This window comes from Mycobacterium shunyiense (assembly GCF_058270035.1).
Map to the genome: position 1 here is coordinate 64,503 of NZ_JBZDPT010000048.1, position 21,260 is coordinate 85,762.

General features: G+C 66.7%; 19 protein-coding genes. 8 read left to right on the forward strand and 11 right to left on the reverse strand.

All coding sequences use genetic code 11. The features are described 5' to 3' along the window. Position 1: 1 nt before the first annotated feature. Complete coding sequence (locus AC4ELS_RS31610; RefSeq protein WP_064879620.1) at positions 2 to 1,366, reverse strand: hypothetical protein; 1,365 nt, start codon at positions 1,364 to 1,366, stop codon at positions 2 to 4. A gap of 90 nt (positions 1,367 to 1,456) precedes the next feature. Between AC4ELS_RS31610 and oppA the strand changes: the two genes are divergently transcribed. Then, positions 1,457 to 3,139: an oligopeptide ABC transporter substrate-binding protein OppA gene (oppA, locus tag AC4ELS_RS31615; protein ID WP_135359155.1), complete on the forward strand. Its 1,683-nt coding sequence runs from the start codon at positions 1,457 to 1,459 to the stop codon at positions 3,137 to 3,139. 8 nt (positions 3,140 to 3,147) lie between these two features. Beyond that, positions 3,148 to 3,657, forward strand: a complete 510-nt coding sequence (locus AC4ELS_RS31620) for a hypothetical protein (protein WP_064879624.1) — start codon at positions 3,148 to 3,150, stop codon at positions 3,655 to 3,657. Here AC4ELS_RS31620 and AC4ELS_RS31625 read toward each other — a convergent pair. Genes AC4ELS_RS31625 through AC4ELS_RS31645 form a run of 5 tightly spaced genes read right to left on the reverse strand, consistent with a single transcriptional unit; the run spans position 3,638 to position 7,216 of the window. Further along, positions 3,638 to 4,882 (reverse strand): alpha/beta hydrolase, encoded by a 1,245-nt coding sequence (locus AC4ELS_RS31625; protein WP_448448367.1) that lies wholly within the window; start codon positions 4,880 to 4,882, stop codon positions 3,638 to 3,640. The genes AC4ELS_RS31620 and AC4ELS_RS31625 overlap by 20 nt on opposite strands. Positions 4,883 to 4,907: 25 nt before the next feature. Then, positions 4,908 to 5,174, reverse strand: coding sequence for a cytochrome C oxidase subunit IV family protein (locus AC4ELS_RS31630; protein ID WP_448448366.1), 267 nt, complete (start codon positions 5,172 to 5,174; stop codon positions 4,908 to 4,910). Positions 5,175 to 5,176: 2 nt separating this feature from the next. Continuing rightward, positions 5,177 to 5,695: a cytochrome c oxidase subunit 3 gene (locus AC4ELS_RS31635; protein WP_448448401.1), complete on the reverse strand. Its 519-nt coding sequence runs from the start codon at positions 5,693 to 5,695 to the stop codon at positions 5,177 to 5,179. A 46-nt stretch (positions 5,696 to 5,741) separates the two neighbouring features. Further along, positions 5,742 to 6,413 (reverse strand): hypothetical protein, encoded by a 672-nt coding sequence (locus AC4ELS_RS31640; RefSeq protein WP_448448400.1) that lies wholly within the window; start codon positions 6,411 to 6,413, stop codon positions 5,742 to 5,744. 44 nt (positions 6,414 to 6,457) lie between these two features. Further along, the gene (locus AC4ELS_RS31645; RefSeq protein ID WP_064879682.1) at positions 6,458 to 7,216 is read right to left on the reverse strand and encodes a hypothetical protein; all 759 of its coding nucleotides are present in this window, start codon (positions 7,214 to 7,216) and stop codon (positions 6,458 to 6,460) included. A 121-nt stretch (positions 7,217 to 7,337) separates the two neighbouring features. Here AC4ELS_RS31645 and AC4ELS_RS31650 point away from each other — a divergent pair, with 121 nt between their 5' ends. Together AC4ELS_RS31650 and AC4ELS_RS31655 are read left to right on the forward strand one after the other, a co-directional pair. Further along, entirely contained in the window at positions 7,338 to 7,949 is a 612-nt protein-coding gene (locus tag AC4ELS_RS31650; protein WP_448448365.1) for a TetR/AcrR family transcriptional regulator, read from the forward strand. 45 nt (positions 7,950 to 7,994) lie between these two features. Beyond that, positions 7,995 to 9,209, forward strand: coding sequence for an acyl-CoA dehydrogenase family protein (locus tag AC4ELS_RS31655; protein WP_448448364.1), 1,215 nt, complete (start codon positions 7,995 to 7,997; stop codon positions 9,207 to 9,209). Here AC4ELS_RS31655 and AC4ELS_RS31660 read toward each other — a convergent pair. Further along, a complete protein-coding gene (locus tag AC4ELS_RS31660) occupies positions 9,206 to 11,839 on the reverse strand; it encodes an AAA family ATPase (RefSeq protein WP_448448363.1) in 2,634 nt (877 codons plus the stop codon). The two genes, AC4ELS_RS31655 and AC4ELS_RS31660, sit on opposite strands and share 4 nt — an antisense overlap. After that, on the reverse strand, positions 11,836 to 12,987 hold the full coding sequence (locus AC4ELS_RS31665; protein ID WP_448448362.1) for a metallophosphoesterase family protein: 1,152 nt from the start codon (positions 12,985 to 12,987) through the stop codon (positions 11,836 to 11,838). The genes AC4ELS_RS31660 and AC4ELS_RS31665 overlap by 4 nt, the downstream gene beginning before the upstream one ends. Before the next feature lie 115 nt (positions 12,988 to 13,102). Here AC4ELS_RS31665 and AC4ELS_RS31670 point away from each other — a divergent pair, with 115 nt between their 5' ends. Beyond that, positions 13,103 to 13,624 carry a SixA phosphatase family protein gene (locus AC4ELS_RS31670; protein ID WP_448448361.1) on the forward strand — a complete coding sequence of 174 codons (522 nt, stop codon included), beginning with the start codon at positions 13,103 to 13,105 and terminating at the stop codon, positions 13,622 to 13,624. On the opposite strand, the gene AC4ELS_RS31675 is transcribed toward AC4ELS_RS31670, so the two are convergent. Continuing rightward, the gene (locus AC4ELS_RS31675) at positions 13,621 to 14,166 is read right to left on the reverse strand and encodes a DUF3558 domain-containing protein (RefSeq protein WP_064879638.1); all 546 of its coding nucleotides are present in this window, start codon (positions 14,164 to 14,166) and stop codon (positions 13,621 to 13,623) included. The genes AC4ELS_RS31670 and AC4ELS_RS31675 overlap by 4 nt on opposite strands. Further along, positions 14,166 to 14,759: a DUF3558 domain-containing protein gene (locus tag AC4ELS_RS31680; protein ID WP_082941536.1), complete on the reverse strand. Its 594-nt coding sequence runs from the start codon at positions 14,757 to 14,759 to the stop codon at positions 14,166 to 14,168. The genes AC4ELS_RS31675 and AC4ELS_RS31680 overlap by 1 nt, the downstream gene beginning before the upstream one ends. Before the next feature lie 114 nt (positions 14,760 to 14,873). Here AC4ELS_RS31680 and AC4ELS_RS31685 point away from each other — a divergent pair, with 114 nt between their 5' ends. Genes AC4ELS_RS31685 through AC4ELS_RS31695 form a run of 3 tightly spaced genes read left to right on the forward strand, consistent with a single transcriptional unit; the run spans position 14,874 to position 20,710 of the window. Next, positions 14,874 to 16,619 (forward strand): ABC transporter ATP-binding protein, encoded by a 1,746-nt coding sequence (locus AC4ELS_RS31685; RefSeq protein ID WP_448448360.1) that lies wholly within the window; start codon positions 14,874 to 14,876, stop codon positions 16,617 to 16,619. Then, positions 16,616 to 18,508, forward strand: coding sequence for an ABC transporter ATP-binding protein (locus AC4ELS_RS31690; RefSeq protein WP_448448359.1), 1,893 nt, complete (start codon positions 16,616 to 16,618; stop codon positions 18,506 to 18,508). Before AC4ELS_RS31685 ends, AC4ELS_RS31690 begins: the two co-directional genes overlap by 4 nt. 36 nt (positions 18,509 to 18,544) lie before the next feature. Next, positions 18,545 to 20,710 (forward strand): molybdopterin-containing oxidoreductase family protein, encoded by a 2,166-nt coding sequence (locus AC4ELS_RS31695; RefSeq protein ID WP_448448358.1) that lies wholly within the window; start codon positions 18,545 to 18,547, stop codon positions 20,708 to 20,710. Here AC4ELS_RS31695 and abmR read toward each other — a convergent pair. Further along, positions 20,707 to 21,246 (reverse strand): ATP-binding transcription factor AbmR, encoded by a 540-nt coding sequence (gene abmR / locus AC4ELS_RS31700; protein ID WP_064958012.1) that lies wholly within the window; start codon positions 21,244 to 21,246, stop codon positions 20,707 to 20,709. The two genes, AC4ELS_RS31695 and abmR, sit on opposite strands and share 4 nt — an antisense overlap. Positions 21,247 to 21,260: the final 14 nt, after the last annotated feature.

Here is a 21,260-nt window from a genome sequence, read left to right on the forward strand (position 1 = left end):
TTCACCTGTTGTACGGAGTCTCGCGGACCCAACTGAAGCCCCTCTCCACCAACGGAAACGAGTTCGGATCCACCTTGGTGCACCAGGCGTGAATGCGGTGTCCGGCGTAGTCGTCGGCGTCGATCACCAAGCGGTCGGGTCCCGGCCACCAGTAGGTCAGGCGCACCCGCACCGGCGTCTGCCTGGAGGTTCCCAGCTCGATGTAGTGATTCAAGTCGATGAAATGCCGACTCGCATCGATCGTGCCGCCGTATTCCTCGAACGAGTCGTCCATGTGCTGGATGGTCAGCCGCATCGGGTCGGCAAGGTTGAACGAACGGTCGAAAATCACTCGACGCCACTGTAATTCGTCGGTCAGCAGCGGATCACGCCGGTAGCCCTCGGCCGAGAAGCCGTCGACGCGGTAGATGCCGTAGAGCTCGGGAACCGGTCTGGCCCACTGTTGCCAGTTCTGCGCCGCAGTGACACCGAACAGCATCGCACCGACCAATAGCTGGGCCACCAACGCGATTCGGTTGGCCCGTCCCGAGGTGAACAGCTGAGGTGTGCTCGCCGCGGGAACGGCGCGATCAGAGAACAGCACCGCCGCCAGCCGCGCGGCGTAGGGCGCCAGCAGGAACAGGCTCATCAGCAGCAGCATCGACGACACGGTCTTGAGTCGGATGTCGTAGGTCATGTTGAGCAGGAAGACCTGCGACATGTCGATCGCTGCCAACAAGGCGCCGGCCGGCACCGCCCTCGGGATCAGCAGTAATACTCCGGCCAGCAGCTCGGCCGACCCCAGTGCGATCTGGTAGGGCTGCGAGATGCTCACCTGCGACCACAACACACCCTGTGGGCTGAAGTTGCCGAAGGGCTCGACCAGACGGTTCAGCACAAACGGCATCTGGGTGGGAATGGCCTTGGCCATCCCGAAATAGAACATCGCCGTGGCCAGTACGAATCGCAGGTACAAGGTGAGCCAGGCAGCCAAGCGCGCGTAGTTGTCGCGATGACGGTCAAGTACCGACCAGACGACAGTCGCAACCGTGGAGACCACCAGCATCAGGAACAGTGCAGTCCACTGGAATGCACTGTCGCTGCCCACCTGCATGCTCTCGATCCGCAGTCCGAGAACTCCGGATGCGGTCCAATCGATCAACGGACGCACCGCCTCAAGCAGGCCCGCAACCGAGGACCACGGCAGAGGGATCCCGGCGCCCGCCAACAACACCGGAGTAAGCCCCACAAAACAAGCCAGCCCGAAAAGGCCGAAGTAGCAGAACCCGAAGCGGAAACCGATTCGCGTCGCCGGCGACCAGCGAACATCGGTGCCAGTCGTGTCCGTCACGGCCGCGCCTCCCCCGTCGAAAAACCCGGGTCCCACGGTATCGGCTGCCGTTCCAACGCAACCGTCGAACCGGCGCTGCCCGAGTCCTGACCCCATAGCGGCCCGCGTACCTCTAGCATCGGCGGCATGAACGGATTCAATATCCGACGATTGGCTATCGCCACCGTTGTTGCCGGCCTCGCTCTCACCGGATGTTCCGGCGGTGATCGGGAGACCCCCTCCGCCGGCGGAAACGCCGAGGTCGGCACCACCAACGACATCAATCCGCAGGACGTCGCGAACCTGCGTCAGGGCGGCAATCTGCGCCTGGCCCTGACCGAGTTCCCCTCGAACTTCAATCCGCTGCACCTCGACGGCAACACCGGCGACGTCGGCGCGCTCACCAGGCCCACCATGCCCCGCACGTTCGTGATCGCCGCTGACGGATCGGCGACGGTCAACACCGACTACTTCACCAATGTCGAACTGACGGGCACCAACCCCCAGGTGGTCACCTACACGATCAATCCCAAGGCGGTGTGGACCGACGGCACGCCGATCACCTGGGAGGACATCAAGTCCCAGACCGAGGCCAACAGCGGCAAGGACCCGGCGTTCGTCATCGCCGCGCCCAACGGCTTCGAGCGGGTGGCCTCGGTGACCCGCGGCGTCGATGACCGCCAGGCCGTGATGACCTTCGCCAAGCCCTACGCGGACTGGAAGGGCATGTTCGCCGGCAACGGCCGGCTGCTGCCCAAGAGCATGACCTCCACCCCCGAGGCCTTCAACAAGGGGCAACTGACTGCGCCCGGGCCGTCGGCGGGCCCGTTCATGGTGACCAACATCGACCGGGGCGCTCAGCGGATCACGTTGAGCCGCAACCCGAAATGGTGGGGTACCCCGCCGCTGCTGGACACCATCACCTACCTGGTGCTCGATGACGCCGCCCGCATCCCGGCGCTGCAGAACAACACCATCGACGCGACCGGCACCGCGTCGCTGGACGAACTGACCATCGCCCGTAAGACCGCGGGGATCAGCATCCGACGGGCACCGTCGGCCAGCTGGTACCACCTGACCTTCAACGGCGCACCCGGCTCGATCCTGGCCGACCCGGCGCTGCGCAGCGCCGTCGCCAAGGGCATCGATCGTCAGGCGCTCGCCAACATCACCCAGCGGGGTCTCACCGACAACCCGGTCCCGCTGAACAACCACATCTTCGTCGCGGGTCAGCAGGGTTACCAGGACAACGCCGCGTCGGTGGCGTTCGACCCCGAGAAAGCCAAGGCCGAACTCGACGCGCTGGGCTGGAAAGTGCCTGAAGGACGGCAGTTCCGGGAGAAAGACGGCAAAGAACTCGTCATCCGCAATGTGTTCTACGACGCGGGCAGCACCCGGCAGGTGGCCCAGATCGCGCAGAACATGCTCGGCCAGATCGGGGTGAACCTGAAGCTCGACACCAAGCCGGGTACCGGGTTCTTCACCAACTACATCATCAAGGGCGACTTCGACATTGCCCAGTTCGCCTTCCTCGGAGACGCTTTCCCGCTGAGCTCGCTGACCCAGATCTACGCGCAGGACGGGGCCAGCAACTTCGGCAAGATCGGCAGCCCGGAGATCGACGCCAAGATCGAGCAGACGCTGGAAGAGCTGGACCCGGCCAAAGCCCTGACCCTGGCCAACGAGTTGGACAAGATGCTGTTCGACGAGGTGTTCAGCCTTCCGTTGTTCCAGTCGCCCGGAAACGTGGCGGTGCGCAGCAACCTGGCCAATTTCGGGGCCCCCGGCCTGGCCGACACCGACTATACGAAGGTCGGCTTCCTCAAGTAGCGCCGCCCGTGCACGTCGAACTCATCGGCGACACCACCGTACGCATGGCTCCGGGTATGTACAGCTGGTGTGCTCTGCTGACGTTCGCGATCCCGGTGGCGGTGTCGGGCACCGACCTGATCGACAGTGTCCTGACTCATCCCCGCTACCACCACGACTGTGCTTCCCCGTGGACTGGGAAACCCGACCCCGTGCATGGTCCCTACCGGCTGGATTCCCTCAATGCTGATGGCTTCCAGCGATGTTCACACGCCGACGCGGTGGCAACCCTGTGGTCGTGGCCTGCGACTAACCTGAACCCGTGGGTCAGCGCCGAGTTCCTGCTGTCGCGCGAACTGGTGATGGCGTGGACGGCGCCGATCCTGAGTACCGCCGACGAGATCTACCGGTTGAGCGTGCCGCGGGAGGGCAACGAGCATTCCTACGGATGGGTTGTCGGCCTCAGCGGGTTCCACGAGTTCATTGCCGTATGCCGCCCGCGTGGCTCGGCCACCGTCATCATTGCCACGGACGATTGACGGCCGGCACCGCCGATTCCACAGCCGTGGCCGCCGCTATCGCCGAAACCGCGACCCGGATGGCAGGACGTGCGGGCAGGGCATCCAGTTCGTCGGCGGTGGCCGAAAGTTGTTCGGCCACACCGTCGCGCACGGCACGGATCACTGCGAACGCCGCACGCTCCCTGGTGTCGATCACGCTGTGCACCACCGTCGGCATGAAAACCAGCACGGCCCCGGGGACCAGCTCGGCGATGTGCTCCGCAACGGCCGGCGGTGTGGTCAGGTCCCGGCCACCGGACAGTACGACGGTGGGCCAGTGAAAGTCCGGTAGCTCGGCCGGCAGGTCGAAGGGCTCCACCTCGAAGGGTTCGAAGAACTTTGCGCTGCCGATCATGTCGGCCATCTCCAGCGCAGGGTCCAGCGGGAGGCCATCGGGCACGCCGGCGTAGTTCAGTTCGCGGAAGGCGATCCGCCCGACGAGGTCTACCTCGTTGCGGTACGGCGCTTTTCGCGTCGACAGTCGGCTCAGCCGGGCGAGCCCCGACCAAACCACCGTGCGGCCGCGCAGCAGCAGATCGAGTTGGCGGTCCAGCAGGGCAGCGCCACCGAACCCGTACAGCAGACCGGCCAGTTCTCCTCCCCTGGTGGCCAATGCCCCGCCGGCCACCAGGCGCCGGACCTTGGGCGCAAGGTCCGCAGTGTCCGGGTCCGTACCCTCCCACAGGAGGCCCCGGACAGCACTGCGCACCACTTCGATATCAGCGGTGGACAGCAGCGGCGAGTCCAGCACCATCGCCGCGACCCGGTCCGGGTGGCGGACACCGAAGCCGGCGGCGATGTAACTCCCGTACGAGGTGCCGTACAGCACCGCCTCGTGCACGCCCGCGTCGTCGAGCACCGCGGCCACGTCGTGGACCACCTGTTCGACGGTGATGGCCGCCGGCGGCAGATCCGCACCCGCGTCGGTATGCCGCGACATCCCGACGCCGCGGTGCTCGATCATGATCACGTCGAATCCGGTCGCAGCCGCCCGCCTGCGCAACGCGCGGTACGGCTGCATCGATGCCACGCCGGGACCTCCCGGGATGATCACCACCGGATGCGCGGATTTACGCCCGGACCGTACGTAGAACAGGTCGAACCGCTCGTCAGAACCAGGGCTGACCGGGCGCCGCACCGCGCGCACCCCCGGTAGCGCAGCCAGCTTGTCGTGCACCCGCCTGCGCTTGGCGTTCATGGTCATTGCGTTCCATTGTGCCGCGCGATGCTCACATCAGATAGATGGTGAGAATCGCTCCGAACAGCGCCACCAGCCAGCCGTCCGTGGCGAGTTTGAGCCACCTCGGCGCGGTCCGGACCTCCATGAACTGCCGGATGATCAAACGGGACTTGATCAGCGTCAACGCAAGCACCAGCGCGGTGATCGGCACACTGGCCCGCAGCGCGTCCGAATACTGCGCCGGTGCCAACCACCAGGATCCGACGGTGATGGCGACCAGTACCAGCCACGTCTGGGTCACAGCCTTGTCGGTCATCGTCACCTCACCACGTACAGCAGGCCGAAGATGATCACCCAGAGCAGGTCGACCATGTGCCAGTAGACCGCGCTCGCCTCCACGACCGATGCGCGCCGTCGGGAGGGATTGCGCAATTCCCGCACGATCACGCCCAACACGATGAGCCCGATCAGGACGTGGATCAGGTGCACACCCGTCAGCACGTAGTAGAACGAGTAGAACATCTCGGAATTGGTGTGCCCGTTCCGGATCTTGACGACCCATTCATAACCCTTGCAGGCCATGAACATCAGACCGCCGACACCTCCGGCGCAGGTGAGCCGGATCGCCGTTTCGTGCCGCCCGGCGCGGGCGGCCAGCACCGCACGGGCCACCAACCAGGAACTGGTCAGCAGGATCACGGTGTTGGCCACACCGATCGTGATGTCGAGATGCTGTTGGGCCCGCAGGAATTCGTCCGGATACATGGTGCGGTAGATCATGAAGACGATGAAGTAGCCACCGAAGATGACCAGGTCGCCGAGCACCATCACCCACATGTGCCCGTCGCCGGGCAGGTGCTCCGACGAGGCCTGTGGTCGCGAATCAGTCTGCGTCACTGTATGTTTCCTCACGCTTGAGCGCCTGCCGGAGCAGCACGATCAGGGCAGACAGCCAGACGGAGAAGACCACCACCGCCCACCAGAAGGCGATTGATCCGTTCCAGGCGAACGGCCCTGACTCGAACACGAACATCTGGGTGGCGATCACCTCGGTGATGATCTGCCAGATGGTCACATAGGCGAACCACGCCGGGAAGATCTGGTTCTTGTCGTAGAGGATCGCAATCGCGAACACCAGGTAGGCCGCCGTGAAACACCCCAATGATCCGTTGTAGGAAAGCATTCCGAGGTCATAGAGCAGGCTGATCAGTTCCGGGTCACGGTCCGGCCGAAACGCCGCCGTGAGAAAGCACACCGATACCAACAAGAACCCGGGCAGCGCGCCGACGCCCATGCCGCCGATGTAGCCGTAGGCGAACACCGACCCCACCGACATGCGCTTGATCTGGTAGGCGACCAATCCGTTGGTCATCGCCGCCCCGCCGAGCAGGATCAGCAGCAGACAGAAGCCGATCTTGATGGTCAGACCGTGCTCGACGAAGAACGCCACCTTGTCGGCAGCGGTGACATCGGGGCGCGGCGGCGGCGTCACTCGGGTCAGGATGCAGATGATGACACCGAAGGCGCCGTACCAGAGCGGGAAGAACCAGGTCATCAGCCGCACGTCGGGTCTGCCCGGCGGCGCCTCGGTCTGAACTGTCACGCCCGCACCCGAGCTTCCACGACCCCGTCTTGAACAGCCTGGCTGAGTACCGCGCGGCGCAGCACGAAGAACATCACGATGACGAAGACCGCGAACGCACCGTTGCGCAACCAGAAGGCCAGCACACCGTCCCACGCCAGCGGCCCGGTGTGGAAAACCGCAGCACCCGCAGCCGGGATCATCGCCACCGCGGTGGCCAGCGAGTAGTGCCCGACCCAGCGCGGAAACACCGGTTCGGGCCCGTTGTCGAAGTAGACCGCCACCGCCAGCAAGACGAACTGCGACACCACCATGCCCACCGGAGCGACCAGCACGATCCAGGCCAGGTCGTTGAGCAGCATGATCAGTTCGGGATTGCGATCCGGGCGAAACGCCGCCACCAGGAAGAACACGTTGGACAGCGCGAAGATCGTGGCACCGCTGACCGCAGCAGTCAGGTAGCAGTAGGCGAACACATGGCTCTGGGTCTTCATCCGCTTCATCTGAACGACGATCACCATGAAGAACGGCAGGATCAGGATCCCGCACAGGTTGAACGTCACCTGGCTGAACCGGATCCACGCCGTGTGGTCGGCATAGAAACCGGCAACCTGCTGCGCGCTCCAGGTGGGCGACATGGGTGGCCAGAAGCCGGGGAAGGCCAGCGCCGCCACCAGCAGGACCGCACCGACTGCCGGCCCGGTCCACAGGCTCACCCACTGGGCCTTGATGTTCCCGGCTTTCGGCAGGTCTTGAACCTGCTCCAGGATCTGCACGCCGACCTCCAAATACTGACTTCAGTCAGATCAACTAATACTCGAAACCGTAGCGGCTCCACGGTTCAAAGGAAAGGCCAGAACTGAGTACAGTCAGTTATTTCTGACGTAGCATGAGGCCGTGCTCCACGCCACCCCCCGCAGCCGCAAGGGCCAGCAGACCCGCGAACGGTTACTCGGGGCCGCGATCGCCGAGTTCAAGCGCGGGGGCATGGCCGCTGCCGACACCGCAGCAATCGCATCCGCCGCGGGCGTCGCCCACGGCACCTTCTTCTTCCACTTCCCCACCAAGGAACACGTCCTGGTGGAGCTGGAACAGCGCGAGGAGGCCCGGATGGCCGCCGAGCTCATCCGGCGCTTCGCCGCACCGCACGATGTGCGCGCCACCCTCACCGAATCGGTGCGCATGCTGGAGAAGTTGGAGCGGCGGCTGGGCCGTCCGCTATTCAAAGATTTTCTGGCGCTGCATTTTTCAACGACCCGCCCGCCCTCGGAGGAATGGGAACACCATCCCGTGCTGGTCGCATTGATCGAAGAGCTCCAGCGCGCCAGGGACGCCGGCGAGATCCCGGACACGGTAGACGTGTTGCACAACGGCGCATCGTTTTTCGCCGGGCTCTACGCACTGCTGATCACCATTCCCGACACCCCCGAGGTGCGGGTCCAGGTGATCGACGAATACCTGACCACCTATCTCTACGGAATGCGGGTGAAGGGCTTAGGTTCGGGCTGATCCAAACACGTGCCCAGTGATAGCCGGTCCAGATACAACGGTGCCATGACCACCGTCGAGAACGTGACCCACCTCCGGCCCGGAACCCCGGAATGGGATGACCTGCTGGCCTCGATCGCCTCAGGCGCCAAGGACCGCGACCTGAACGACGAGAACCCTTTCGATCAGGTCGCGGCGCTCAAGCGGGCCGGGTTCGGCACACTGCGCCTGCCCGAGTCCCTCGGCGGCTCAGGATTCACTGTGCCGCAGCTTTTTTCCGCGGTGATCGACGTGGCCAAGGCCGACCCGATCGTCGCCCACATCTTCCGGACCCACTTCTGGTTCACCGAGGAGCGCCTACGCAATGCCGAGGATCCGGTGTCGGCGCGCTGGCTGGGCAAGATCGCCGAAGGCAAGATCTTCGGTAACGCATTCAGCGAGAAGGGCTCATTGGCCGTGGGCAGCCTGGTGTTCAACACCCGGCTGCTGGCCGACGGGGCCGGCACCTACCGGCTCACCGGCGAAAAGTACTACAGCACCGGCACCCTGTTCTCGGACTACCTGACCGTGACCGCCACCACCGACCACGACTCGGTGGCCAACGTCCTGGTGCCGACCGACCGCGAAGGCGTACGGCTCGTCGATGACTGGGACGGCTTCGGCCAGCGCCGCACCGGAACCGGCACCACGACGTTCACCGATGTCACGGTCGCTGCCGACGAGATCCTCTCCGATACCCCGTATGACGCCGACCCGGTCCCGACCGTGCAGTACGCCTCACTGCAGTTGTTCATCCACGCGGTGGTCGCCGGAATCCTGGCCAATGTCGTCGACGACGGCGTGGCGCTGCTGCGCTCCCGCGAGCGCAACTTCAGCCATGCCGTCACCGAACGACCCACCGACGATCCCCTGCTGCAGCGGCAACTCGGAGTCTTGGCCAGCACGGCCTACGTCGCGAGGGCCGCCGTGCTGGACGCAGCGACGGCGATCGGGGCGGCGACCGATTCTGCCGTCGACGGGGTGCCCGACCTGCGGCTCGCGGCCGAAGCCCAGCTCAAGGTCGCCAAAGTGAAAGTGCACCTCGACGACGTCGCACCCGAGGCCGCCACCCGACTGCTGGAACTCGGCGGGGCCAGTGCGGCGTCCCGGCAGCGCAACCTTGACCGGCACTGGCGCAACATCCGCACTATCACCCTGCACAACCCGGTGGCCTACAAGGCCCGGGTGATCGGCCAGAACCTGTTGCACGGCACGCCCGTTCCGTCCAACGCCTACTTCTAGGCCGTCAAGGCGATGTGGTGCGCGCCCTGGATGCTCGCGTAACGCTCCGGGCTGCAGGTGAGCACGATGACCTGCCCGTCTCCGCCGACGGCGTCGAATACCGCTCCCATCTTGGTCAGCCGGTCCGGATCGGTGAATCCGAGGGCGTCGTCGATGACCACGGGCACACTGTCCTCCTTGGCCACCATCGCCGCGCCGGCCAGCCGCGCGACAATGGCCAGCTGCTCCTTGGCGCCGCCCGACAGCGATTCGTAGGGCACCGTGCGCCCGGACAACGTGCGGGTCCGGATGTTGAGGTCGCTGTCGACGTCGACCTCGAAATCCTCACCGAAGACGAGCCGGCCCAGCCGCTGCACCTCGAGACGGAACGGATCGGCGTAGCGCTGACGGGTGGCATCGCGGTGGCGCGCCATCACCGTCCGCAGCGTCTCGGCCGCCCGGGCCCGGCGGTGCACCCGGAGGTATTCGGCGTGGGCGTGCTCGCGTTCGGTCTCGGCAGCATCGAGATGCCCTTTGCGCCCCTGGGTGCCGTAGACCTTGAGTTGCGCAGCCAACTCCCGCAGCGCATCAGCGGCCGCCCCGTGGCGAGCATCCAGGGCCGCCGCGCGACGGACCGCCTCGTCGAGGGCGGCCTTCACAGAATCCGGTGCGGTGGCCGACAATTCGGTACGCAGCGCGGTCGCGTGGCCTGCTGTGGCGGTGGCCTCCTCCTCGGTGGCCTGAGCCTTGACCGCCAACTCATCGTCGCCGGCCTGCGCACGCTGGACCTCCAACCGGCCACCGGCCACGGTCAGCTCGGCCTGCGCCGTGGTGAGCTTCTCGCGCAGCACGCTGTAGCGGGTCGACTTCTCCGTGAGCTTCTGGGCCGCCGCGGCGATCACCTTGCGGCTGGTCTCACTGTCGGCCACGGCCTGGCGGTGCGCCTTCACCGCGGTATCGAGTTCAGTGCGGGCGGTGGCGATATCGGTGGGCCCGGCGAGCTCGAACAACCCGGCCTCGTCGGGCTGCCCGGCACTCAGCTGCGCCAGACGGGCCCGCAGATCCGCCAACTGGTCATCGCCCGTGAGCGCTTCTACGGTGGCGCGCAACCGATCCCGGCTGCCGATCAGTTCCCGACGCCGGGCATCGAGGGCCCGCGCGGCTTCCACGCCGTCGACCCCGGCCGCGGCCAGCGCAGCCGTCAACACGTTCTGCGCCTCGTCGAGACGGGCCTGTGTCTGCGCGGCCGGCGTGCCCGGCACCACACGGACGGTGAGCACACCGGGCACGGCGATCTCGGTCTCGGCGGTGGTGTTGACCGACCAGGGACTACCGGCCTCCAGAGCGACCCCGGCCGTGTCCACTCGGACATCGAGGTTCTCGACGGCGACGAGTTCGATTCGCGCCGAAGCCAGTTCGGCCTGCCCTGCAGCACGTTCCACCGCGACCGCGGCAGCCTCGATGGCCCGCATCCCCGCGTCGTCGAGCGTGATCCCGGTCAGGTCGCGGTTGATCCGGTCGAGTTCACGCACGCCGGCGTCGATCTTGCTCAGCCTGGCGGCCAACCGGTCGGCCTCGTCGCGGTCGGTCATCTGCGTGAGGGTGGCGCGGGCGGCCTCAACCCTGGCTTCGTGCTCCTGGGCTGCCAGCCGAGCTTGTTCGGCCACAGCCTCGGCGGCCTCGTGAACCTCACGGGCGGTGGTGGACTCACCGTCGGCCACACCGAGCGCGGCCTGCAGTTCGGTGATCGTGGTGGCCCGCTCGTCGAGGTCGGCCCGCAGCCGCCGGCGTTCGGTGAGGGCCGCGGCCGCGGCGGCCTGCGCCACCCGGGCGGCCTCGGCCACCACGTCGGCCTCTTTGAGCCGCTGCACCAGTGCGGCGACCGCCTCGGCGTCCTTGCGCGCCGCGACCAAGGCGGCGTGGGCCACTTCGCGCTCACCGGCCAGTCCGGTGACCTCGGCGCTGAGCTCGGCATGCCGGCGCACGGCGTCGTCGACCTCGGCCACCGCCGCGGCACATTGCGCCATCTCGCCTTCGGCAGCAGCCAGCCGCTTGGTCACCGCCGCCCACTCACCGGTGGGCCGGCCGGTGGCGGTGAAGTAGCGCAGATACTCCGCGTCGATGCGTTCGACCAGCAGCGGCTCGTCCCCGGAGAGCGCGACCGCCTCACCGGCGGCCACGTCCAGGGCCCGGGCCAGCGCGTCTGAGCCCGAGAGGTCGACCGGTGCGGTCGAGCTGGACTGCAAGACCCGCTGGGCCTGCCACAGGCTGGTGTCCACCGTCTCGGCGAGCATCGTCAGCACCCGCTCGTGCGCCTCGTCCCCGCTGAGCTGCTCGCGTACCGGCGCCAGCACTGTCAGCTGGGTCTCGGCACGCTTGTGAAAGCGCTTGCGGTACATGAAACGGTAAGGGCCGGTAGATATTTCGGCCATCACCTCGGCGCCGACGTCGGCATGCGTCGGCTTGACCTGCTTCACTTCCTTCTTGCCCGAGCGGTCTTTGGCCTCGAGCAGCAGATCCAGTGCCTCGATCATCGAGGACTTGCCGATCTCGTTGGCGCCGCTGACGACCACCACACCGTGATCGGGGAATTCGATCTCACGGTGGGTGACGCCGCGGTAGTTGGTCAGGACCAGGCGGTGCAGTTTCATGCCGCACTCCCCCGGTCGACCAGGCGCAGCAGGAGCCCGAGCGCCGCCCTGGCGTCGTCGGCCCCGGCTCCTTCGGTACGGGCGGTGGCCACCAACTCGTCCACGGCGGCCGCCGCAAAACCACCGATACCCAGGTCGTCGAATTCGCCGTCGGCAGGCAATACTGCGATCTCGGTGTGCCGCTCCCACTCGGTGAGCGCGGCGAACAACCGGGCGTACTTGTCGAGACAGGCGTCGAGTGCCGCCTTGTCGGTCACGGTCAGTGAGCCCGTCAACGCCAGACGCACCACGGTGCGTTCCTTGTCCGCCAACAGATCCAGGTTCAGATCCAGGTCGGCCACGTCGCGGTCGGTGTCCACCTCACGGCGCAGGGTGACGAAGCGCCACCGGCCCACCCGTTCGGACTCCACCCGTACCGGCCGATGCGGAGCGGTCTCGTCGATATCGACCACCAGGACATGCCCCGGATCCGATTCGATGTCGTCGTAGTTGGTCACTTCGGGTGAACCCGAGTACCAGACCCGGCCCGTCGAACCGACCTCGGTGCGGGAGTGCTTGTCCCCCAACGCCACATAGTGCACGGCACCGCGCGCCAACGCGGACTCGACGGCGGCCAGCCGGATCAGCGACGGCTTGTCCTTGTCCGGATCGAGGATGTCGACGCCGCCGTGACCCACCACAACCCGGGTGACGCCGTCGGCGGGGAGATCGGCCAGCACGTCCCCGATCAGATCTGAGGTGGGTGCCTTGGACCGCCACGGCGCCGCGACGATCTCCAGCCCCTGGCGCACCTCGTGCACGCCGGCGCGATCGAGCACCACGACGTTGTCGGGGCATTCGGCGGTGAACAGCGCACTGGTGTAGACCGACGCGGCGTCGAGTGGATCGTGGTTGCCCGGCAGCAGATAGACCGGCACCCCGATACCGCGCATGGCTTCCAGCGACAGGCTGACCTCACGCGGGGCCAACTGGTTGTGCTCGAACACGTCACCGGACACCACGACGAACTCCGCACCCGAGGCCGCGGCGACCGGGCCGAGGGCCGCGACGGCCTCCCGGCGCGACGCCGAGTAACGGGGCTGGGCCTCACCGTTCAGGAAATGACGGGTCATGCCGAGTTGCCAGTCGGCGGTATGCAGAAAACGCATCGGCCCCGTCCTCTCTGTGTTGACCCCGGTGGGTTCATCTTCCGAGCAAGGCGAGTGTAGGACTGGCGGCCGACAAGTCCGGGGACCTACGACGGCATGGCCTAACCTCGTTGGAATGGCCGATTCGATCAGTCCGATCAGAACCCTGCTGCTGATGCGCCACGCCAAGTCGGACTATCCCGACGGGGTCGCCGACCACGACCGCCCGCTGGCGGCGCGCGGGATCAGAGAGGCCGGTCTGGCCGGGGACTGGATCCGGGCCAACTTCGACGGGGTGGACGCGGTGCTGTGCTCGACGGCCACCCGGACCCGTCAGACCTTGGAACGCACCGGCATCGAAGCCCCCGTGCAATACGCCGAACGCATCTACGACGCGAGGCCGGGCACCGTCATCGACGAGATCAACGGTGTCGCGTCACGTTTCGGTACCGAGCCTTCGACTGTTCTGGTGATCGGGCACGAGCCGGCCATGTCCGCCGTTGCCCTGGGCCTGGCAGACGGCTCCAACCGCACTGCGGCGGAGAGCATTTCGCTGAAGTTCCCGACATCGGCCATCGCGGTGCTGCGAACCGGAGACCCCTGGGACCAGCTCGCGCTCGGCGGCGCGACACTGGTGCGGTTCCACGTACCCCGCTAGGAGTTGGTGGCCAGCGTCAATTCCATCAGCTTGATGGCCATCGGGCAGGCATCGATCCCGGGCGCCTGCGGATTGACCCACCAGCCGACCACGCCGGCCGCGTCACTGGCGACACCGCACGCCCCGTTGAGCCCGTTGGGCTTCATCACGATCGAATCGACACCGGCGATCCGCCGCTGCTCGATCGCGTACTGCAGCTTCTCGGCCGTCTGACGCTCGTTGTCCAGGCTGCCCTGCTCGTACCAGAACCGGGTGATGTCGACCAGGCCGGCCGGGTTGGCCGCCTGCCAGCGGCACACCGCGCCGACGAAGGTGCTCTGGATGTCGAGCGGGTCAGCACCCACCGTCTTGGCCAGGATGTCCGTGGTCAGGACGTCGCATTCCTTGAGCAGGTTGGGATACGTCTTCTCGGACTTGTTGTTACTGGGGCCGCCACTGGACCCTTCCTTGGCCGCAGCGCCGTCCACGGTGCGCGTGCACCCGGTCAGCCCGGCGAACACTGCCAGCACCGCGAACGCTCCGGCAACCCCACGTCGCGTCATCATTTGGAATTCACAATCGACTGGCGGGTCAGCTCCTTGGCGACCTCGCACGGATCGGGATAGGGCTTCTGGTCGAAGCTCACGGACCACTCGATGAAATCGTCGTCGAACTGGATGCCGATCTCACACAGGTTGACGTCGCCGGCCTTGAGCGGGTTCTCCCCGACTGCGATGAAACCGCCGTGACCCTCGATGTTGATGTCCTCCACGCTGGTCCGCGACAGCTCCTCGGTCTTGCGTTCGCGCCCGATGGGGCTGCCCCGGAACCAGGTGAAGGAGAAGTGCGGCCCCAGGATGCTGCCGCCCTGCAGCCATTGACAGCCCGACGAATTCGTCGCGGTGTTGACCAGTCCCTGCACCTGGGTCAACTCGGTCACCGTCTGATCGCTCACGCCGCCACAGTGCGGGAAGTGCGGGCCGTGGCTGCCTGTGCCACCGGCACTCTGCGTCTCGGTCTGAGGAACCTCCGGGGACGCGGGCTCGTCGGTCGAGCACCCGGCGAACACCGGGACCATTGCCGCAGCCAATACCGCCAAGGCTCTGGCATTGCGGAGTAGTGGCTTGGTGGCCGTGCGGGCAGTCACGCCATGCACTGTAGCTGCAACACCTATGCCCCATAGCGACACACCGACTGACCTGGACTTTCAGCGACCGGACACGGAGGCGGCCGCACACGACCGACAGCGGCGGTGTGCAAGAGTAGCCAGATGCTCTGGGCGCTGCTGCGACGGTACGTGCGGCCGTACCGGCGGCTGCTCGCCATCGTCGCGGCACTGCAGGTGATCAGCACCCTGGCGTCGCTCTATCTGCCGACGGTCAACGCCGCGATCATCGACGACGGCGTGGCCAAGGGCGACACCCGGCGCATCGTCGAACTCGGCGGGGTGATGCTCGGTGTCACCGGTCTGCAGGTGGCATGCGCGATCGGCGCGGTGTTCTTCGGATCGCGCGCCGCCATGAGTTTCGGCCGCGACCTGCGTTCGGCGATCTTTCACCACGTCACCACGTTCTCGGCCGAGGAGACGGCCCGCTTCGGCGCCCCGTCGCTGCTGACGCGCACCACCAACGACGTCGGCCAGATCCAGCAGCTGCTGCAGATGACCGCCACCATCCTGATCACCGCGCCGATCATGTCGATCGGCGGAATCCTGATGGCGTTGCACCAGGACGCCGGACTGTCGTGGCTGTTGCTGGTCAGTGTTCCGGTGATGGCACTGGCGAACTTCTGGATCATCAGACACCTGTGGCCGATCTTCCGTCGCATGCAGAAGGTGATCGACGGCATCAACCGGGTGATGCGCGATCAGCTGTCCGGCATCCGGGTGATCCGCGCGTTTGCGCGCGAACCCTTCGAGCAGCACCGCTTCGCCGATGCCAACCAGTCCCTGTCGACCACCGCGCTGGAGGCCGGTCGGTGGCAGGCGCTGATGCTGCCCGCCACCACCCTGGTGATCAACATCTCCAGCGTCGCGCTGATCTGGTTCGGCGGACTGCGCATCGACTCCGGCCACATGCAGGTGGGCTCACTGATCGCGTTCCTGGCCTACTTCATGCAGATTCTGATGGCCGTGTTGATGGCGACGGTCCTGGCAGTGATGCTTCCGCGCGCCGCGGTCTGCGCCGAGCGTGTCAGCGGTGTACTGGACACCCGGCCTCAGATCACCAGCCCACCCGACCCGGTCCGACCGGTGTCCATAGCCGGCGAGATCGAGTTCCACGACGCGTCATTCAGCTATCCCGGCGCCGATCGCCCAGTGCTGCAGCAGGTCTCGATGCGCGTGGAGCGCGGAACCACCACCGCTGTCGTCGGATCCACCGGATCCGGCAAATCCACCCTGCTGGCCCTGATCTGCCGGTTCTACGACGTCACCGCGGGCGCGGTGCGCGTCGACGGCGTCGACGTGCGTGAACTCGACCTCGAACAGCTGTGGTCGTCGATCGGCCTGGTCCCCCAACGCGGCTATCTGTTCTCCGGAACCATCGCCGAGAATCTGCGCTACGGCGCTGCGCCGGGACAGGAACTCACCGACGAACAGATGTGGGAGGCGCTGCGGATCGCGGCGGCCGACGACTTCGTGGCGGCCCACCCCGAGGGGCTGGGCCGCTTGGTGGCGCAGGGCGGCATCAATTTCTCGGGCGGGCAGCGCCAACGGCTGGCGATCGCACGTGCGGTGATCCGCAGGCCCGCGATCTACCTGTTCGACGATGCGCTGTCAGCCCTCGATGTGCACACCGATGCCCGGGTACGCACCGCGCTGCGCGAAGTGTCGGCCGACGCCACCGTGGTCATCGTGTCGCAACGGATCTCGACGGTGATCGAGGCCGACCAGGTTGTCGTGGTCGAGGACGGCCGTATCGTCGGCATCGGTACGCACGAGTCGTTGCTGACCGACTGTCCCACCTACGCCGAGTTCGCGGCGTCGCAGGCCATCACTGCCGGAGATCCGCGATGACCGGGCACGTGCTGCGCCGCTCGGGGACGCCTGTCGCACCGGTCGCGCGCACCCGAGACTTCCGCGGATCGGCCCTTCGGCTGCTCAGGCGCCTGTTGCCACAACGTGGCCTGGCGATCTCGGTGGTGTTGCTCGGAATGGGTGGTATCGCGATCGGCGTGATCGGCCCCCGGATTCTCGGGCACGCGACCGATCTGCTGTTCAACGGTGTGATCGGACGCGGACTACCCGCGGGCCTGACCAAGGAGCAGGCCGTAGCGGCCGCCCGGGCCCGCGGCGATACGACGTTCGCCGACCTGCTGTCGGGAATGAACGTGGTTCCCGGCCACGGGGTGGACTTTGCCGCGGTGGCCCGCACCCTGGCCCTGGCGCTGGGCCTGTATCTGCTTGCCGCGGTGCTGGTCTGGCTGCAGGCGCAGTTGCTCAACGTCACGGTGCAGCGCACCATGGTGGCGCTGCGGGCCGACGTCGAGGACAAGCTGCACCGACTCCCACTGTCCTACTTCGATTCCCGGCAGCGTGGCGAGGTACTCAGCCGGGTTACCAACGACATCGACAACATGCAGAGCTCGGTGGCGATGACCGTCAGCCAACTGCTGACGTCGGTGCTGACCGTGTTCGCGGTGCTGGTGATGATGCTGACCATCTCGCCACTGCTGACCCTGCTCACCGTCGTCACCGTGCCGCTGGCGCTGTGGGCCATCCGCTGGATCACCCGTCGGTCGCAGCCCTTGTTCGTGGCGCAGTGGCGCAACACCGGCCGGCTCGCGGCGCACATCGAGGAGACCTACAGCGGTTTCACGATCGTCAAGACCTTCGGGCACCGGGAGGCCGCCCAGCGGAAGTTCGACGAACTCAACGACGAGGTCTACCGGTCCAGCATCGGGGCGCAGTTCTTCTCTGGACTCGTCGGCCCGACGACGATGTTCATCGGCAACCTCAGCTACGTGGCCGTCGCCGTGGTGGGTGGGTTACAGGTGGCGACCGGACAGATCACGCTGGGCAGCATCCAGGCATTCATCCAGTACGTGCGGCAGTTCAACCAACCGCTGGGCCAGGTGGCCGGGATGTACAACACGCTGCAGTCCGGAATCGCCAGCGCTGAACGGGTCTTCGAGCTGCTCGACGCCGACGAGCAGTCCTCCGAGCCGGCCACTGACCTCGAGATCCACAGCGGCCGGGTCGAATTCGAGCAGGTGAACTTCGGCTACCTACCGGACACCCCGGTGATCGAAGACCTCTCTCTGGTGGCCGAGCCTGGTTGTACCGTGGCGATCGTCGGCCCCACCGGCGCGGGCAAGACCACCTGCGTGAACCTGCTGATGAGGTTCTACGACGTCGATTCCGGCCGGATCCTGATCGACGGTGTCGACATCTCGACGGTGAGCCGGCAATCGCTTCGGTCCTCGATCGGCATGGTGCTGCAGGACACCTGGCTGTTCGGCGGCACCATCTACGACAACATCGCCTACGGCCGGCCCGACGCGTCCGAGGACGAGGTGATCGAGGCGGCCAGGGCGGCATACGTGGACCGGTTCGTGCACACCCTGCCGAACGGGTACGACACCCGGGTCGACGATGACGGCGGTGCCATCAGCGCCGGTGAGAAGCAGCTGATCACGATCGCCCGTGCGGTGCTGGCCCGGCCGAAGGTGCTGGTGCTCGACGAGGCCACCAGCGCGGTGGACACCCGCACCGAACTCCTGATCCAGCAGGCGATGGCCGAATTGCGCCGGGACCGGACGTGTTTCATCATCGCCCACCGGCTTTCGACCATCCGGGATGCCGACCTGATCCTGGTGATGGACGCCGGCCGGATCATCGAGCGCGGCACCCACGAGGAACTCATGTCGCGGCATGGTCGGTACTGGGAGATGACGCAGGTTTAGCAACGCAACTCCATTACAAATTGTAGTGTCACTGTAATGACGACCCGTACCGTGCACACGTTCTGCCGGTACTGCCTGGCCTCCTGCGGTCTCGAGGTGACGGTCGAGGACAATCGCGTCGTCAAGATCGGTCCCGACAAGCTCAACCCGCACACCTGGGGTGATTTCTGCGCGAAGGGCCGCACGGCCGGTCAGGTCGTGGAGCACCCGCGGCGGATCGTGGCGCCGATGCGCCGGGTAGGTGACCGCTACGTCGAGGCGAGCTGGGACGAGGCGATCAGCGACATCGCCCAGCGCATGAACCGGATCATCGAGGCCGGGGGCCCGGATGCGGTGGCCGCCTACTACGGCAACCCGGCCGGTTACTCGTCCTCGAACCTCGTATTCATGAACGCCTGGCTGGACGCCGTCGGAACGTACAACCGCTACGCCGTCGGCTCGGTGGACCAGAACGCGCTGCACGTGGTGGCCGAAGCCATGTACGGATCACCACTGATGGTGCCCGTCTCCGATGTCGACAACTGTGACTACTTTCTGATCATCGGCGCCAATCCTGCCGTGAGCGCGTGGAACTGGGTGGAATCGGTGCCGGGCGGCTGGCGCCGGGCATTGGCCCGCCAGAAGCGGGGCGCCCGCATCGTGGTGGTGGACCCGCTCCGCACCGAGAGCGCGCAGGCCGCGGACCTCCATCTGCCCGTGCGACCCGGTACGGATTGGGCGCTGCTACTGGCGATGGTCAAGGTGATTCTCGACGAGGGTCGCGAACACCGCGCCGACTGTGCCGAGCTGGCCGTCGGGGTGGCGGACCTACGTGGGCTGACTGGCGAAGCCGACCTCGACGACCTGGCGGCACGCTGCGATGTCCCCCGCGACGTGATCGAGCGGGTGGCTCGCGAATTCGCCTCGGCGCCAGGGGCGATGGCGATTACCCGTACCGGGGTCTCGCTCCATGCCGCGGGCACCGTGGCGGAATGGCTAGGCCATGTGCTCAACCTGATCACCGGGCGGATGGACCGCCCGGGTGGTCGTCGCTTCGAGCCGGGGTACGTCGACACGCTGCGGCTGGCCGGGTTGGCGGCCACCCGCCCGCACACCAGCCGGGTGGCGGGGCGTGAGCTGGTCGCCGGGGCGCACGCGTTGGCCGAGCTGCCCGACGAGATCGCCACGCCGGGCCGCGGCCAGATCCGTGCCCTGCTGATCAATTCCGGTAACCCGGTGATCTCGGGGCCCGACGGGGCCAGGCTCGACGAGGCTCTGGCTCAGTTGGACCTGCTGGTGGCCATCGATCTGGTGCAACGCGAGAGTCACCGGCACGCGCACTGGCTGCTGCCCGCGGCGCACTGGCTCGAACGCGACGATCTGCTGGCCTTCACCAGCGGTATGCACGACGAGCCGTACGTGCAGTACGGCGGGAAGGCCGTCGAACCGCCGGCCGGCGCCCGCGAGGAGTGGCAGGTGTTCACCGATCTGGCGTTGGCGATGCGCCGCCCGCTGTTCGGCGCCAAGGGCTTCAACGGGTTCATCCGCGCGACCCGGTGGCTGGCGGCGCGGACCCGGCGGCCCGGGTTGGCCTTCGGGCCGCACTGGATGGACCGACTGATCATCCTGACCTCACGCAAGGTCGACGGGCACAAGCTCACCTGGCGCGAGCTCAAAGCTCATCCGCACGGCCTGGTGCTCGGCCCGCGGCAGTTCGGCCGGTTCCGCGAGGCGTTGCGCACCCCGGACCACAAGGTCCATGCGGCTCCCGCCGAGTTCGTGGCCCGAGCCCGTGAACTGCTCGCCACACCGGATCCCGAAGCGCCGGAGGGGTTCCCGTTCCTGCTGGGCAACCGGCGCCGACGGCATTCGATGAATTCGTGGCTGAACGAACTGCCCGGCCTGCATCCGGGCGGCAAGGGAAACGAGGTACTGCTGCACCCCGAGGACGCCGCCGCGCTGGGAATCGCGTCAGGCGACCGGGTTCGGGTGTTCTCACCGACCGGGCGACTGGAGGTGACCGCGGCCCTCAGCGACCGGCCGCGCCGCGGGGTCGTCGTGCTCGATCACGGCTGGGGCTCAGGAGTATTCGACCCCCGTAAGGGCAGCCCACCGGATACCTACGGGGTCAACCGCAACCTGCTGGCCGACCGGACATCGATAGATCCGCTGTCGCAAACATCGGCGCTGGGCTCGGTATATGTGGGAGTCGAGCGACTCTAGGAGCCGGGACCCTCGGCACGTAGATCGTCGACCGCCTTCATCGCGTCGCGCAGCTTGTCCAGCCACTCCTCGGTGTGCTGGCCGACCAGTCGCACGGACCAGGCCAGCGCGTCCGAGCGGGACCGCGCCACACCGGCATCGACCAAGGTGTCGAGTACCTGACGCTCGGGCTGCTTGAGGCGCGTCATCACCGGTACGGCGATGTGCGTGAACAAGATTCGCTCCACATCGTCGTCGTCGCCCACCCCGGTGCCTATTTCCACGCCCCAGGAGACCTTCCGGTCGAAACGGCCCTGAGCCTCGTCGGCGATGCGCATGCGCTCACCGCGTGTCTCCTCCCGGAACCGCGACGCCCGCCCGGAGGCCCGGGCTTTGGTCTCGGCTTCCTCCGGATCAGGAAGCCGGCCTATGACGGTGATCTCTTCACGGTCGACGATCACAGTCGGATCGCCGGTGAACCAGGTGTCGGGCAGGCGGCCCGCGAACCACTCGGCGGCCTCGTCCGCAGACCGGCGATGGTGTTGATGTTTATTCATGATTACATGATTAC

Coding starts and splice junctions, on each gene's coding strand:
- AC4ELS_RS31625 (WP_448448367.1), bottom strand. CDS start 4,882: ATGACCATGAACGCCAAGCGCAGGCGGGTGCACGACAAGCTGGCTGCG.
- abmR (WP_064958012.1), bottom strand. CDS start 21,246: ATGAATAAACATCAACACCATCGCCGGTCTGCGGACGAGGCCGCCGAG.
- AC4ELS_RS31630 (WP_448448366.1), bottom strand. CDS start 5,174: ATGACCGACAAGGCTGTGACCCAGACGTGGCTGGTACTGGTCGCCATC.
- AC4ELS_RS31675 (WP_064879638.1), bottom strand. CDS start 14,166: ATGACGCGACGTGGGGTTGCCGGAGCGTTCGCGGTGCTGGCAGTGTTC.
- AC4ELS_RS31690 (WP_448448359.1), top strand. CDS start 16,616: ATGACCGGGCACGTGCTGCGCCGCTCGGGGACGCCTGTCGCACCGGTC.
- AC4ELS_RS31665 (WP_448448362.1), bottom strand. CDS start 12,987: ATGCGTTTTCTGCATACCGCCGACTGGCAACTCGGCATGACCCGTCAT.
- oppA (WP_135359155.1), top strand. CDS start 1,457: ATGAACGGATTCAATATCCGACGATTGGCTATCGCCACCGTTGTTGCC.
- AC4ELS_RS31660 (WP_448448363.1), bottom strand. CDS start 11,839: ATGAAACTGCACCGCCTGGTCCTGACCAACTACCGCGGCGTCACCCAC.
- AC4ELS_RS31640 (WP_448448400.1), bottom strand. CDS start 6,413: ATGACCTGGTTCTTCCCGCTCTGGTACGGCGCCTTCGGTGTCATCATC.
- AC4ELS_RS31635 (WP_448448401.1), bottom strand. CDS start 5,695: ATGTGGGTGATGGTGCTCGGCGACCTGGTCATCTTCGGTGGCTACTTC.
- AC4ELS_RS31685 (WP_448448360.1), top strand. CDS start 14,874: ATGCTCTGGGCGCTGCTGCGACGGTACGTGCGGCCGTACCGGCGGCTG.
- AC4ELS_RS31695 (WP_448448358.1), top strand. CDS start 18,545: ATGACGACCCGTACCGTGCACACGTTCTGCCGGTACTGCCTGGCCTCC.
- AC4ELS_RS31655 (WP_448448364.1), top strand. CDS start 7,995: ATGACCACCGTCGAGAACGTGACCCACCTCCGGCCCGGAACCCCGGAA.
- AC4ELS_RS31670 (WP_448448361.1), top strand. CDS start 13,103: ATGGCCGATTCGATCAGTCCGATCAGAACCCTGCTGCTGATGCGCCAC.